Origin of the sequence: Terasakiella sp. SH-1 (genome assembly GCF_004564135.1) — a bacterium.
Taxonomy (GTDB): domain Bacteria; phylum Pseudomonadota; class Alphaproteobacteria; order Rhodospirillales; family Terasakiellaceae; genus Terasakiella.
Map to the genome: position 1 here is coordinate 1,576,712 of NZ_CP038255.1, position 13,837 is coordinate 1,590,548.

Below are 13,837 nucleotides of genomic sequence, written 5' to 3' on the forward strand. Positions count from 1 at the left end.
AGGGCGACAGCCGCCAAAAGAAGTCCTATTTTTCCTTTTGACGGCAGGTTTGGTTTATCATTCATGATTTCACCCATCGCTTACTCCGCTGGTTTCGCAGTTGGCCCAGTCGGATATCCCGGGTCTGTGGTCGCTGCCATATTACCTTCACGATCCTCATAACCATATGGCGACCATTCAGGTTGAACGCTTGGCGGGTTCGGGAAATTCCCGGCTTGTGGGCAGTTCGGTGCATGTGTCCATTCCATGGAACAGGATTTCCACGGATTTTCTACTGCAACCTTGCCTTTAAAGGCGGAATAAATCCAGTTCAGGATGGTTACAGCCATACCACCTGCCACCATGAAGGCACCAACAAGGGCGACCTGATGATAGGGTTCAAACTGCGGGAACATCTGATAATCCCAATAACGTCGTGGCATCCCTTCCACCCCAATGATGAACAGAGGGATGAATGTCACATGAACACCAATGATATTAAGCCAGAAGCCCAATGTCGCCGCCGGTCCGTCCGCATAACGGCCAAACATTTTCGGGAACCAGTAATAAATCCCGGCAAACATCGCAAAGGCAGAGAACATCGCCATAATGAAATGGAAATGGGCATGGACAAAGGATGTTTCAGACAGGTGTACCGTAATGGCCGTCAAGGCTAACGGAATCCCCGTTAAACCACCCGATAACACCAAGAACAGACAGGAAATAGCATAAAGCATTCCCGTGTTAAAGGTAATGGCGGCACGGTAAAGGGTTCCCCACATGGACATGACCATCAACCCCACAGGGACCGAGATCAACAGGGTCGTCACCATTTGACCGATACGCAACCAGTCCGGCATACCCGATACATAGAGATGGTGAACCCATACGAAACCAGAAATCCCAACGATCCCCCAAATGCCACCATAGACACAGGCCTTATAGTTAAAGACACGGTTCTTACACATGGTCGCAAAGATTTCGAACAAGATGCCACAAGCTGGCAAGAAGATCACATAAACGGCAGGATGTGAATAGAACCAGAAGAGATTCTGATAAAGCAACACATCGCCACCTGCTTCTGGATTAAAGAAGTTGGTACCGAGATATTTATCAAACAACAACATGGTTACAGCAGAAGCCAGTACCGGAATGAATACCAGTTGCAGAACAAAGGCCGCAACAGTCGTCCAGGTAAAGATATTCAGCTGGTTCCAACCCATGCCCGGTGCGCGCATGTAAATCACTGTCACCAGGAAGTTCACCGCCCCAAGGACCGAACTAAAGCCCAAAAGGTGGACGGTAAAGACATAGAAGGCCGTATTTCCCGTCGTCGTGATGGAATAAGGCGGATAGCCCGTCCACATGACATCTGGTGGATCAGGGATCACAAAGCTCAGCAACGCAAGAATAATCGCCCCATAGAACAGCCAGATCGAAAAGGCATTAATCCGGGGGAAAGCCACATCTTGTGCCCCAATCATAAGGGGAAGAAAATAATTGGCAAAAAAGCCCGTCAAACCGGGAATAAGAAAGGCCAAAACCATGGCAGCGCCGTGGAAATAAAGCCAGTTGTTGTAATCATTTGGGTTATCCGTAATGGTTGGCCCAAGTGAGGATTGTTCCAAACGGATCAACAGCGCCATGAGCCCCGCAACCACAAAGGCTGCCATGGAGCCCACGAGATACATGATCCCGATGCGCTTATGGTCCGTCGTGAAAAACCACTCTTTGAAAGTCTGCATCGTCATACCTTCGCATCCTCCCCTTAGCTTTGTGATTTCACGGAATTGGCCGCACGGGCTTCTTCCTTGAGTTCATTGATGAACTGTTCATATTCGGCTTCTTCGACGACACGAACAGTGGTATACATTTCAGCATGTGCTGTTCCGCAATATTCCGTACAGGTTTCAACAAATTCACCTGTGCGCTTCGGATTAAACCAGACATAAGTCACACGGCCCGGCATCACATCTTCCTTCACACGGAATTCTGGAATATAGAGTGAATGCAGCACGTCTTCTGATGTCATGCGCAACACAACCGGCTCGCCTTTTTTGACAACCAGTTCTTCTGAAACCAGATCATCACCATAATCGAATTCCCAGTACCATTGATAAGCCGTAACGCGTATCTCTTTGGCCTCATCAGGAATACGGCGATAATCATTCCACAAGGTCCAACCTTTTGCAGATAGGAAAAAGTCATCTGCCATAAAGATTGAGGCCGGGATCAGTGCCCATGCAAGGGCAGCAGCGGGTGACAGCTTCGGTCCTCGACCAACCTCATCATCACTTTTTGCCCGATATTTCCAGACCATATAGATCGCAGCAACACTGAAAATGACACCGATCACAGTAATGTCGATGACAATCTCACGCCAGAGGTGATCCCATCCGGCGGCGGGGTCACGTTCATACCCCTCAGCGAACGCTGGTGAAGCCATCATCAAGCCTGATAAGGCCAGTACGACTTTCCCTGTTAACGCTCTCATAGCATTTCCTCCCTTTTTCTTTGTTTGCGCTTATAGGCAACAATCGTTGTGCCAAGGGCACTCACGCCCAAAATCAACGAGCCAAAAGCAACAAACATGGGGATGTTAAATATGTATCTGCCTTCCTTATAGCTGTAGGAATAGCATAAGGAGACAGCGTAATTGATGATCTCACTGGGTCTGAAATTGCCTTCGCGCGATTCCAGAACAGCCAGCTCGATATCACTGATATCTATGTCATGTGCATATAAGATACGGGCCAGTCGCATTTCCGGCGACAAGACCATATAGACCGTTGGGTGGAAAAATGTTCTATCTTGGGCTGACCAGAAAAAACGAAAGTCATAATGATCCGTAAAATTCTTGATCCGCGCCCGGTCAGCTGCACTTGCCACAGCAAATGTCCAACCATCCGCAACATTTTTATCCAATCCAACGTGAGTGCGAAACTTATTCAAGGTCTCCAACGTATCTTCTTTATCAAAAGACACCGTCACCACATCGAAATCACGCCCCGGCTTTAAACGCCCTGTCTTTTCAAGTTCTGCCAGTCGTTCACCCAATTCAATATTGACGGAAGAACAAACGCCATCACAAGTGTAATAAGACATGACCAACACCAACGGCTTGCCCACACGGTCTTTAAACGTGAAAGGCACCCCGTTTTGATCAACGAAGGAAAAACCTTTTTTAGGCTTGAGCCCAAGGACTTTAGCTTCGTTGATACGCAGATATTCAGGGTCAATTTCAGATTCAGGTACCTTAAAAGTCTGTGTGGCTTCTGCCTGCATTGAACAGAACAAAACCGACAAACTGATAAAAAATACGATGAAGACTGAGTTTCGCATATGCACGTTCCCTCGCCTTACCAGAAATAAATCTGTGAAACGACGAAGAACCAGACCACATCCACAAAGTGCCAATAAACCGAGGCACACGTGATAAAGGTCTTGTTGGTCATTCCCTTAAAGGCCGGGATTAAAACACAAACAAAAATACCTAAACCACCAATCACGTGGGATGCATGAAAGCCCGTCAAACTAAAGAAGACAGTCCCAAATGCATTTGTGTCTGGATAGAAATCAGCCGCAAACAAATGGTTATATTCATAGAAAGTCATCCCTACGAACACAAAACCAAGTGCCATCGTGATCATCAACCATTTACGAAAACCCGCCTGATCATCATGGGCATATTTTTCTTCCGCCACATGAATAGTCACAGAGGAGCCCACCAAGATCACAGTCATGATCAAGGGTAAGGCGACAGGAAATTCCGGCGTTCCTTCCGGCGGCCAAGATTCAGCGCCCAAGCGCATCATCCAATAAGTCGCAAAGAAAGACAGGAAGATGAAAATTTCCGAAATAATAAAAATAGGTAGACCGATCCCGGCCACATCTGCAATCAACGGCTTAACCGTCAGCCCCTCGTTAACCCACATGGCAATACCTGCAAGCAACATAGGCGTGCCAATTCCCGCAAAAATAGCTGCTAACAGCGGATTTTCATATTGGAAATAGGCGGCAAATGTTAACGGAACCAGAAAGAAAACACCAACAACCACCCAGAATGGCGCTTGGCTCCATTCCCAATGGTGTTCGTGAGCGTGTGAACTTTCAGCCGACATTCAGTTCCCCTCCCTCATGTCGTTAAAACAAATGATTAAAGGCATGTGTCGCACTGGACTTTTATGTTCATCCTAAATGGGAAGATGAACGTCCATTATGACGACAACGAAAAGCCCCCCTAAATACTTCATGGATGCAAAGAAATTAGTCATCGCCGTTTTTTCATCCGACGATTTGATCAAATCCCAATTACATTTCAGGAGATATAAACCGAGGGCAAAGGCCCCGATCCCATAGATATTGCCCAGTTCCCCCAGGAGCCAAGGCAACAAAGATGACCCAACAAGTAAAATACTGTTGATCAAAATATAACGCGAAGTCACCACATTACCGACAACAACAGGCAGCATAGGCACACCTGCGGCGGCATATTGATCTTTTAACCGGATCGCCAAGGCCCAAAAATGGGATGGTGTCCAGAAAAACAGAACAACAGCCAGTAACATCGGTAACAACCACTGATCCGGGTTCACGGCAGCAGCGCCAGCTAAAACAGCAAAACTCCCCGCCAAACCACCGATTACGATGTTAAGCCAGTTTCTGCGTTTCAGCCAGATGGTATAGACAACGCCATAAACAAAAGCGCCTAAAAATAAATGTGTCGCAACGACGGGATTAAACACATAAGTGGCAATCCCACAGCCCAGAAATAACAAACCCGCAGCGATCCAAAGGACCAGTTGCGGGCGATTAACTTGACGTTGCGCAAACGGACGTGAGGCTGTCCGTGTCATGAGACGATCAATGTCTCTATCATAGAAATGGTTAAATATGCTGGATGCAGCAGAACCCATCATCATTGCTATGGTCAGCAATAACAGGTGTCCCCAATCGACCTGCCCTTGTTGCGCTGTTGCAAGATATCCTGTAACGGCGGTTAAGGCGATCATAACGCCAATCCGAGGTTTGGCGAGCTGAATGTAACCTCCCATAATATTCCCCTTTTTTGAATGGGTTATATTATTTTTTTTATTATTGCCTGGAATCTTACCCTCAAATTAGAATAAGTCCAAAGGAAATCTTTTCATTTGCATCTCTTATTTACGTACAATCAATTTTCCACGCATTTTATTGTGTTCAATACCGCAGTACTGCGTGCAACCAATGGCATAGACACCTTCACGCAAATTTCGCAACGCAACAATATACTCTTTTCCAGGTTGAAGCAGGATATCAATACTTTGCCCTGTGGCCTCTTTGCTTAGATGAAAAGCATGCTGAATATCGGCTGTTGCAAGGTGTAAGCGATAGGTCTGCCCTGCCTGTAGTGTTAGTTCAGACGACCATTCCCATTGACGAGCCATCAAGTATATATCTGTACCCACATTTTTTTGTGTCATTAGTTTATTTTCAAACTCTTCCACATGGCTCAGCTCACGTATATATAGGTCACGGTTTTCAACTTTCAGGCTAGAGGCCAACTGTACTCCCATATACAAGGCGCAAAGACCAATGAGGGAAAGAATAGCAAGGTCACGCTTGTTCATAAATTTTCCCTCCCTTCAAGATTAGTTTCAGTGTGATCACAACGAACAACACACCACCGATTACAGCAATAATCCCGCCAATCCCCATCAGGCCCATGGACAGTATTTTTTCGATATTATCCAGACTCTGTGCATCACCGGCTGTTTTACGGGGCACACCTTGGCTACCTGCTAAAAACATCCCGCTGGCATGCATGATTTGCCCCAGCCCATAGAGCCAATATTGTGCAGTGAACAATCGCCCCCGTCTGGGTTCAATACGTATAAATGGCAGCATTACGCGATGATAAAAAATCATAAAGGAAAGATTGATACCACCGATCACGGCATGGTAGTGCGCAGGCACTCTGGTATCCGTTCCATCCAATAAAAGCCCATAGAATCCACCTAAATTGTAAGTCAATAAAGACAACCAGAGGGCAGACTTTGTTAAGTTATCCAGCATTTTTGCCCTGGAAGAGGCCAGAAACAACAGCAAAGCCAATGAAGCAATCATAGATGGAAGCGGCAAACCATAACGCAACAGCTCTGTAAAGAAACTGCGATGAACAGGCCCCAAAATCTCAAAGAAGCCATAGATTACAGGGGCCGGCAGTACAAACACGCCCAATAAGGCAAAAGTCATAAAGCTATAGAGAGGGCTTAACAGCTCTTCCCCAGTCTCGATCTTGATGAGAGCTGACCACACAAGGACCAAGAGCGCTGTATTGACGAATTGTAGAACATGTCCCCCGCCCCAAAAAAGTTGTTCATTATAGGTTGGCGATGGCAAATCCCCTGTCAGCAAAGTCGCAGCAAGAATAAAACAAAGTAAAGCAACCAGATAAATAAAGGCCGTCACCCCCGCCCCGAAATGATGATGTGCACGAAGTTTTAATTGCCTTATTGCCACAACGCCCAGCCCGATAAACAAGCTGGCAAGACCACCATAGTAAAGCCAATGGTTCATCACCGGGACATAATTGTTCAATTCAGCTGTTCCAAGGTCAAACAAGGCAGGAACAATCAACCCGACACAGCCGACAGCCGCAAATCCTAAAGCCCAACGTCCCTCATCAGAGGTGCTGTCTTCGCCTTTTTCTTTGGCATAATACCAACAAAATAAGGCCCCCATCGTTGCCAAAAACCAGACAACAAAAGAAAAGACAACATGCGTCACCAGCCCTTTATGAAAAAAGCTTTTCCAGGGCCAGGGCAGTAAATCCTGAATAATGGGGGTACGAGAAAAAACCAGCAACAAGGCAAACACACCGGCAATAGCCAGAGCCCCAACTGACAGCAACGTCCAGGCTTTACATTCCTGCCGTAAGGTCATACGCCCCCCGTATAGATATGAAAGGCCATCACATACACAACAATTCCAGAGGCACAGACAAATGTCCAAAGGGGGAATGTATAACGTGCAATTGCTTTATGGCGGATAAAATCTTTTTGGATCAGCGCACGCCATACTGACAGAATAATCATGACCAACACAATGGCTGCCATGACAATATGTGAAAATAAAATCGTGAAATAGACCGTTCGCACACCCCCTTCCCCCTTAAACGGTACATGGCCAACATGGGCATGGTAATAGAGGTAAGAGACGAGAAAAACAGCTGAGACCGCAAGCGCGGAAATCATTAGTTTTTTATGGAGATGTTCCTTGCCGCCCTTAACGGCCATAAAAGCCATCGTAATCAGCAAAAGCGAAAGTGCATTCAGTGTGGCCTGAAAATGGGGAAGAATTGATAAAATTTCCATTACGATGATTGAACCTCAAAATTAAGCCATGTAAAGGCTGTAAACACCAAAAGTCCGCCCGCCTGATGAAGCGAGGCCAAGGATATGGGCACAACAGCCAAAAGAGTTGCAATACCGATAAGCGCCTGAAGGCTGACAAGGAAAAAACACGCTTGCACAGCTTTGATATTTTTATATTTCAGCCAAAATAAACAGGAAAAAACGAACAATGTGACAGCCAACAAACGATGCTGAAACTGCACAGTCGTCACATTTTCAAAATGGTTCAGATACCAAGGTGTCGCGTTATAAAGCCCGCCGGGAACCCAATCCCCATCCATCAAGGGAAATGTATTATAGGTCAGCCCCGCATCCAGCCCAGCCACCAAGGCCCCAGCCAAGATCGTAATATAACTCATGCCCCATAAGAACAAGGCGTAGAACCTGCTTCCCCCCTCTGGGTGCACCCCCTGCCCTTTATAGATTTTGAGCCCAGCCCAGATCAGGGCAGCATAAAGAATAAAGGCAAATCCCAAATGGGCCATCAGACGATACTGGCTGACTTCTGGCACATCAACAAGGCCGCTTTTCACCATATACCACCCCAATATACCTTGTGCCCCACCTAAGACAAACAAGCCACATAAAGGCAAGATCATGGGCTTGGAAATCCATTTTTTATACAGGAAGAAAATCAAGGGCAAGGCAAAGGCCAAACCAATAATACGCCCCCATAAACGATGAAGGAATTCCAGCCAGAAAATATTCTGAAATTCGGCCAAACTCATGCCGAAATTGACTTTTTGATATTGAGGAGACTGTTTGTAAAGCTCAAATACCGCCTGCCACTGTTCTGTCCCCAGTGGAGGCAACCAGCCCGTCACAGGTCGCCAATCTACCATAGACAGGCCAGATCCAGTTAAACGTGTCAGCCCCCCAAGCACGACCATCAAAAAGACCATGCCAGCAACAATAAACAGCCACATTCCCACAATTTTATCGTGCTTCACAGCAGAAGAAGCGATCATATAAGCGTCTTATTGTGCTGTTGGAACCAGATCACGATAGGCATGCCAGCTGGCATAACCCAGCACAGGCATAGCTACGACCAATCCGACAAAGAAGGTCGCCATGGCAAACCAGGCAATAATCCCAATGGTAAAGGCCCAGCTCCACATCACATGACTGTTCTTCATAACCGTTTTAAAGCTAAAAGCCATCGCTTCGAAAGCACCAGTATCACGATCAAGGATCATGGGAACAGAAACGGCAGTTAAAAGAAAAACAATTGAGGCAAAAACCAAACCGACCGTTGATCCCACAGCCAAAAAGACCAGACCATCCGTGCGCGTAAAGATATCAACGCCCATGTTTTCCAATGACAAGGAAGCGTCCCCCATCATCAGGGCATAAAGAACAACGGCAACCTGCGTCCAGACCAGCATAAAGATCAACAGTACAAACGCCATAATCCCGAGCCTGCGAGGGCTGGAACGCCAAGCCCCGCATGTACTAACAAAGGTTGGAATTTGCCCCAGTTCACGTTGGCGCGAAACTTCATAAAGACCCAGTGCCAACCAAGGGGCAAATAAAATAAAACTGCCAGATAGCGGTAAAATCAGATAACTGAGCCCCAGAGCTTCAAGTCCCCAGAAAAGGCCATAACCTGCCAAAACAAAAATAAGGCCGTAACTTAACCCAACGCCGGGTGCATCTTTAAAATCAATCCAGCCTTGCCTCAGCCATTGAGCTGGCGCTTCAAGGTGAACTTTATTGGAGTCAGCGATATGGATCCCATTCGGTGTGGTAGCTTCATTCATGTCAGCCCCCTGCTTTAATTATACTCGGTTCGAGTTCATTTTAGAGTCATGCTAACATAAAAGCCCTATGGCGCGGTATGTTTTTTTATGTAAATAAACAGATAGAACTGTACAATCCCATTTGACATCACAGCCCTGCCCTCATAAATATAAGCCCTTAAAATTATTTATAGTTTGGAGCCTGTTTGATGAACGACCAGCCAAGCATTGAGGCAAAGCTCAAGCTTTTACAAGAACGTTTTGCCAAACGTCTCAACGATACTGCGGAAGAAATGGAAAGCTGGCGCGATAATAGCCACCTTGACCGTTTTATTGAAATCACACACAAGCTGGCAGGGACAGCAGGCACATTTGGGTTTATTGAATTAAGCCAGCAAATGAAAGCGCTGGAGCTGGAAGGTATTGGCGTTCGCTGCCACAAAATTTCAGAAGAACAAGCAACAGAACTGTATCAACGCACCCTAAAGATGCTCAAAGAGGCAAAAGCGAAATAGGATCAGCCCTCGTTTTAGCCCTGCGTCTCTTCCCATAACTCCATGATTTGATCAGACAGCATCATCGGGTCAAAAGGTTTGGCAATAACACCAATTGCCCCCAGAGACAAAAAACCCTTAATATCATCATCCATGAGTTTCGCGGTTAAAAACGCAATGGGTGTTTGCGCAAAACTCTCTAACTTTCGGATTTCCTTAAAAGTCGTCATGCCATCCATTTCAGGCATCATGGCATCAAGAAGCACCAAATCGGGTGTAAACTCATTAATAATGTCCAAGGCTTTATGGCCGCTATCAACGGCCTTTACCTCAAAGCCCCCTACATTCTCAAGGACGAGCTGAGCAATCTCGCGAATATCGGGCTCGTCCTCAACATATAGAATTTTTGTAAGGGCTTTCGTCATGAGCGCTTTTAAACGGGCCTAAAATCTCAGCCCCGCCCCAACCTCAATAGACTCCAACCAATCAAGGAAACGGTGAACATCTTCGCCTTTATAAATGCTACCATGCTGTGGGCAAAGCATCTCAATATCCAGCTTTCTCACCCGCTTGATCCACATATCCTTGGCGTGTTCTGACGGCATCCAACGTTGATGGAACGTCTTGATCTTGGAAATATTTTTGTCAAAATCTTCAACAAATAGAGAATCTTCCGGCTGGTTTAACCCTGCCCCAATATCACCACTGAACAAGATTTTTGCAACCGGGTCATAAACGCTAAAATTCCCTGAAGAATGCATGTAATGAGCCGGAATAAATTGAATTTCCAACCCGTCAAATTTCAGTGTCTGACCTTCATCCGGGATCGGGTTATAGGTAATGGCCTCACAGCCATAATGGCGCAAGAAACCTTCCCAGATCCACGGTGCATGCAGCGTTGCATTGGGCAAGGTCTTGTCCCAAAGACCAAGGGATGAGATCACATCCGGGTCTTGGTGGGATGCAAACAGGTGCGTGATTTGATCCACAGGCAAAAAGTGGACGACCGCTGCAAGCATGGAGGAAAACAGCTCAATCCCGCCCGGATCAAGCAAAATGGCCTCCCGCCCGGTCTTGATCATAAACTGGTTCGTATCAATAATTCTTTCGTTTTTTTCCGGGTCACGGCCAAAAACAACCCATTCGTGAAACTGGCCTTCGTATAATTTTATGGTTTGCATTACAATCGAACCTTAAGTCATTAATTCTTTTATCTTACGTTCAAGACTTTACGGCATTCCTGCACCGTTGAACGAATATTTTTTGCCGCATTTTCAAACTTGCCGACAATCGCTTCAAAGTTTGCCCGATAGATGGTTGAAACGGTTGCAGCCTCTAAACGTGATGTTGACGTTACCACATTGGCAGCAAGCATGCGCGATTCAATCTCTTCTAACAGTTCATGAAGCCGGCGCGTATTCTTGATCAGTTCAAGCTGAAATTGCTGTAAATCTTTTTCCGCCTCATGATAGGCATGATCATATGTGTGCGCGTAAAGGGCACCTTCTGATTTTATCTTCGCCCGATTAAAGTGATTAACCGCTTCGCTCCCCCGCAGGGCGGTCAAGGACGAACGCGAAATCAATAAAGCCTCGCGGTTAATATCTTCAACGAGGTTAATCGTATCACTTGCCAATTCCACCATATAATCGGTGATCGGCTTAAAGGTGCGGACATTTTCCCCCGCACGAGCGACCAATGCCTTGGCATTCATTGCTTCAAGGGAAATATTTTTTGCTTCTTTCAAGACGGCACTCAAACGGGCCGATACAGCTACAGCCGTAATAAAAAAAGTTGTACGCAGTTCAAAATCTACAGCCATAAAATTACCTTATGTGTCAGCTGCGGGCGCTAGTTGAAAATCCCAGAACACAGTTATACTGATTTGTTGATTGAATTTAAGCACGATCAGCCCAACAGCACAACAAATTATCCATGAAAAAAAAGGATAATAAGAGGAAAAAACATTGAAGTTCCAATTGCATTGGGGCAAATTGGTATATGATCAAAACAGAAAGTTAATGGCGGGAGGATTATGGACAATGGATGAGTTAGTTACTCTTGTTGTGAGTGACAACCCAGACTTCCGGAGTCTCGTTGTTTGCGGCCTTGAAGGCGAAAATCTGCATACCGAGTTTGTTGATAATTTTGGCGAACTTGAAAGAATCCTGCAGGAAGAAAACAACAACGTCTCCACAGTCATTACTGAAATCCCTGACGATCTGTTTGATTTTGAACGCAAACTGCGTGTTATCAAGCGCAAAGATTACGGCAAATATATTCCGATCATCGGCTTACTTGCCGAAAAACGTGATAAATCAGAAATCGCCCGTCAGTTATTTTTCCATATTCTGACCGTTCCCCTGCATGACCATATGCTGGCCCATACGATTGAAGCAGGAAAATCTGATTATCGCCGCTATCAGTCCCTTCTGGGCGAGGTTAGCTCACGCACCTCTGCAATCGGCTTGATTAAATCAGGAAACTTTACCTTAAAGAGCCTCCAGCAGGCAGAGGCCCTGACAACCATGCTGTCTTTGGCCTGCCCTGACCCTTCTGCAGTCTCTCTGGGCCTTTCAGAACTTTTAGTCAATGCCATTGAACATGGCAATCTTGAGATTTCATATGTTGAAAAATCCCAGCTTCTGGAAAACGGAAAATGGGATGAAGAAATCAAAAAGCGAATGAAAGATGCCAAATATGCGTCCCGTTTTGTAGAAGTGAGCTTCAAACGCGAAACAGCCCAGATCGACATCACCATTACAGATCAAGGGAATGGTTTTGAATGGAAAAATTTCGTGAACAGTAACCCGGACCAATTTACCAGTAAACATGGCCGTGGGATTGCTATTGCCATTGCGATGGGATTCAATAAGCTGACCTATAATGAAAAAGGCAATCAGGTTACAGCAACCATCAAATTGTAAATTTCTTTAAAAGCATCATACCCAATAAAAAAACACCCTCGCATTTTTTCGAGGGTGTTTTTTATTATATCTCTTATCCGCTTATTTCTTCGGACGAACAAAGCTAACTGTTGTCAAATCATCCGGAATTGGCGGGACCGCCTCTCTCAAAAATTCATCAAGAAGACGCGGCTGAATTTGGTCAAATCCTTCAACTGCATATTTCTTTGTACGTGCAATCAGTCCTTCTTCTTCCCACATCTGCCCCTCAGAATCCGGAGATTCGATCAAAGCATCTGAATAAACGAAGATGAAGCTGTTATCCGGGAAATCAATCACCTGGTTATCATATTCAAAATCCGCAACAATACCAACAGGCAAGCCCGCCGTATCAATGAAGCGTATCCCCGGTACGTCCCCTTCAATCCCGACCATAACGGGCGGCGCAGCAGCAGACGCATATGTCAGGGTGTTTTCCTGATCATCAATAACACCCCAGAACAATGTCGCAAATTGTTCAACAGACAACACTTTTGCCAAGTGGGCATTCACAGCCTGCAAACAGGATTTTGGATCGCCCCAGTCAAGATTGCTTTCGTTGATCAAGGTGTGAAGACGGAATGTGTTCAGGGCAGATACGACCCCATGCCCGGAAAAATCAATAATGAAAAAGCCAAGGCGATGCTCATCAATCTGTTGCATCCCCCACAAGTCCCCGCCCAGCTCGGAAGAAGCCTTCCAGTGGTTTTGAACTTTCAGCTTCATATTCTCTTCAATAGAAGAAATAACATCCTTTGTGGGGAGCAAGCTTTCCTGAATGACACGAGCAGAATTCAACTCCTGCTCCATACGGGCCTGATATGCTTTTTCCTTACGTTGCAAGATTACGTTTTGCAATTGCAGTTTTACGCGGGCAACAAGCTCATAGACGTTAATCGGCTTGGAAATAAGATCGTTGGCACCAACTTCAAAGACTTCTGCACGTTCTTGCGTGGCTTCCATACCTGTTTGGATCAAAATCGGAATATGCGCGTGGTTTTCGCTTTTACGAATACGACGGCAAACTTCAAACCCGTCTGTCCCCGGCATAACAATATCCAGAATAATCAAATCCGGATTCAATTCATCCAGCATTTCAAGAGCCATATCACCATTTTCCGCCACATGCAGATTGGTATAGCCAGCTTTCATCAAACATGTCTGGATCAGCGTGCGCAAGACCGCAACATCATCGACAATCAGGATCTTACAATCCGATATCTCTGAAAATTTTACGGCTTCATCCATACTCGTTTCCTTCCCCTAATGGGTATTTTGTAACACAT

At 45.9% G+C, this 13,837-nt stretch carries 16 protein-coding genes; 2 read left to right on the top strand and 14 right to left on the bottom strand.

Annotation, left to right across the window (positions count from 1 at the left end; translation table 11 throughout):
* Positions 1–80: 80 nt before the first annotated feature.
* The 10 genes from E4K71_RS07490 to E4K71_RS07535 form a co-directional block, all read right to left on the bottom strand.
* Complete coding sequence (locus tag E4K71_RS07490) at positions 81–1,730, bottom strand: cbb3-type cytochrome c oxidase subunit I (RefSeq protein ID WP_135078237.1); 1,650 nt, start codon at positions 1,728–1,730, stop codon at positions 81–83.
* A 17-nt stretch (positions 1,731–1,747) separates the two neighbouring features.
* Positions 1,748–2,473 (bottom strand): cytochrome c oxidase subunit II, encoded by a 726-nt coding sequence (gene coxB / locus E4K71_RS07495; RefSeq protein ID WP_135078239.1) that lies wholly within the window; start codon positions 2,471–2,473, stop codon positions 1,748–1,750.
* Positions 2,470–3,321, bottom strand: a complete 852-nt coding sequence (locus E4K71_RS07500) for an SCO family protein (RefSeq protein ID WP_135078241.1) — start codon at positions 3,319–3,321, stop codon at positions 2,470–2,472. Before E4K71_RS07500 ends, coxB begins: the two co-directional genes overlap by 4 nt.
* A 17-nt stretch (positions 3,322–3,338) precedes the next feature.
* Complete coding sequence (locus tag E4K71_RS07505; protein WP_135078243.1) at positions 3,339–4,100, bottom strand: heme-copper oxidase subunit III; 762 nt, start codon at positions 4,098–4,100, stop codon at positions 3,339–3,341.
* A 72-nt stretch (positions 4,101–4,172) separates the two neighbouring features.
* A complete protein-coding gene (gene cyoE, locus E4K71_RS07510; RefSeq protein WP_135078245.1) occupies positions 4,173–5,033 on the bottom strand; it encodes a heme o synthase in 861 nt (286 codons plus the stop codon).
* A 105-nt stretch (positions 5,034–5,138) separates the two neighbouring features.
* Positions 5,139–5,588: a hypothetical protein gene (locus E4K71_RS07515; RefSeq protein WP_135078247.1), complete on the bottom strand. Its 450-nt coding sequence runs from the start codon at positions 5,586–5,588 to the stop codon at positions 5,139–5,141.
* Positions 5,575–6,903, bottom strand: a complete 1,329-nt coding sequence (locus E4K71_RS07520) for a cbb3-type cytochrome c oxidase subunit I (protein ID WP_135078249.1) — start codon at positions 6,901–6,903, stop codon at positions 5,575–5,577. Before E4K71_RS07520 ends, E4K71_RS07515 begins: the two co-directional genes overlap by 14 nt.
* A complete protein-coding gene (locus E4K71_RS07525; protein WP_135078251.1) occupies positions 6,900–7,334 on the bottom strand; it encodes a DUF420 domain-containing protein in 435 nt (144 codons plus the stop codon). Before E4K71_RS07525 ends, E4K71_RS07520 begins: the two co-directional genes overlap by 4 nt.
* A complete protein-coding gene (locus E4K71_RS07530) occupies positions 7,334–8,341 on the bottom strand; it encodes a COX15/CtaA family protein (protein WP_240796893.1) in 1,008 nt (335 codons plus the stop codon). The genes E4K71_RS07525 and E4K71_RS07530 overlap by 1 nt, the downstream gene beginning before the upstream one ends.
* Positions 8,342–8,350: 9 nt before the next feature.
* The gene (locus E4K71_RS07535; RefSeq protein ID WP_135078252.1) at positions 8,351–9,133 is read right to left on the bottom strand and encodes a DUF2189 domain-containing protein; all 783 of its coding nucleotides are present in this window, start codon (positions 9,131–9,133) and stop codon (positions 8,351–8,353) included.
* A gap of 188 nt (positions 9,134–9,321) precedes the next feature.
* Between E4K71_RS07535 and E4K71_RS07540 the strand changes: the two genes are divergently transcribed.
* Positions 9,322–9,627 carry an Hpt domain-containing protein gene (locus tag E4K71_RS07540; protein WP_135078254.1) on the top strand — a complete coding sequence of 102 codons (306 nt, stop codon included), beginning with the start codon at positions 9,322–9,324 and terminating at the stop codon, positions 9,625–9,627.
* A gap of 14 nt (positions 9,628–9,641) precedes the next feature.
* Here E4K71_RS07540 and E4K71_RS07545 read toward each other — a convergent pair whose 3' ends face one another.
* Genes E4K71_RS07545 through E4K71_RS07555 form a run of 3 tightly spaced genes read right to left on the bottom strand, consistent with a single transcriptional unit; the run spans position 9,642 to position 11,428 of the window.
* On the bottom strand, positions 9,642–10,031 hold the full coding sequence (locus E4K71_RS07545) for a response regulator (RefSeq protein WP_135078256.1): 390 nt from the start codon (positions 10,029–10,031) through the stop codon (positions 9,642–9,644).
* Between the two features lie 18 nt (positions 10,032–10,049).
* Complete coding sequence (locus tag E4K71_RS07550; RefSeq protein ID WP_135078258.1) at positions 10,050–10,787, bottom strand: MBL fold metallo-hydrolase; 738 nt, start codon at positions 10,785–10,787, stop codon at positions 10,050–10,052.
* A 29-nt stretch (positions 10,788–10,816) separates the two neighbouring features.
* Positions 10,817–11,428 (bottom strand): hypothetical protein, encoded by a 612-nt coding sequence (locus E4K71_RS07555; protein ID WP_135078260.1) that lies wholly within the window; start codon positions 11,426–11,428, stop codon positions 10,817–10,819.
* A gap of 220 nt (positions 11,429–11,648) precedes the next feature.
* Between E4K71_RS07555 and E4K71_RS07560 the strand changes: the two genes are divergently transcribed.
* On the top strand, positions 11,649–12,533 hold the full coding sequence (locus tag E4K71_RS07560) for an ATP-binding protein (protein WP_167730350.1): 885 nt from the start codon (positions 11,649–11,651) through the stop codon (positions 12,531–12,533).
* An 81-nt stretch (positions 12,534–12,614) separates the two neighbouring features.
* Here E4K71_RS07560 and E4K71_RS07565 read toward each other — a convergent pair whose 3' ends face one another.
* The gene (locus tag E4K71_RS07565; protein WP_135078264.1) at positions 12,615–13,799 is read right to left on the bottom strand and encodes a fused response regulator/phosphatase; all 1,185 of its coding nucleotides are present in this window, start codon (positions 13,797–13,799) and stop codon (positions 12,615–12,617) included.
* Positions 13,800–13,837: the final 38 nt, after the last annotated feature.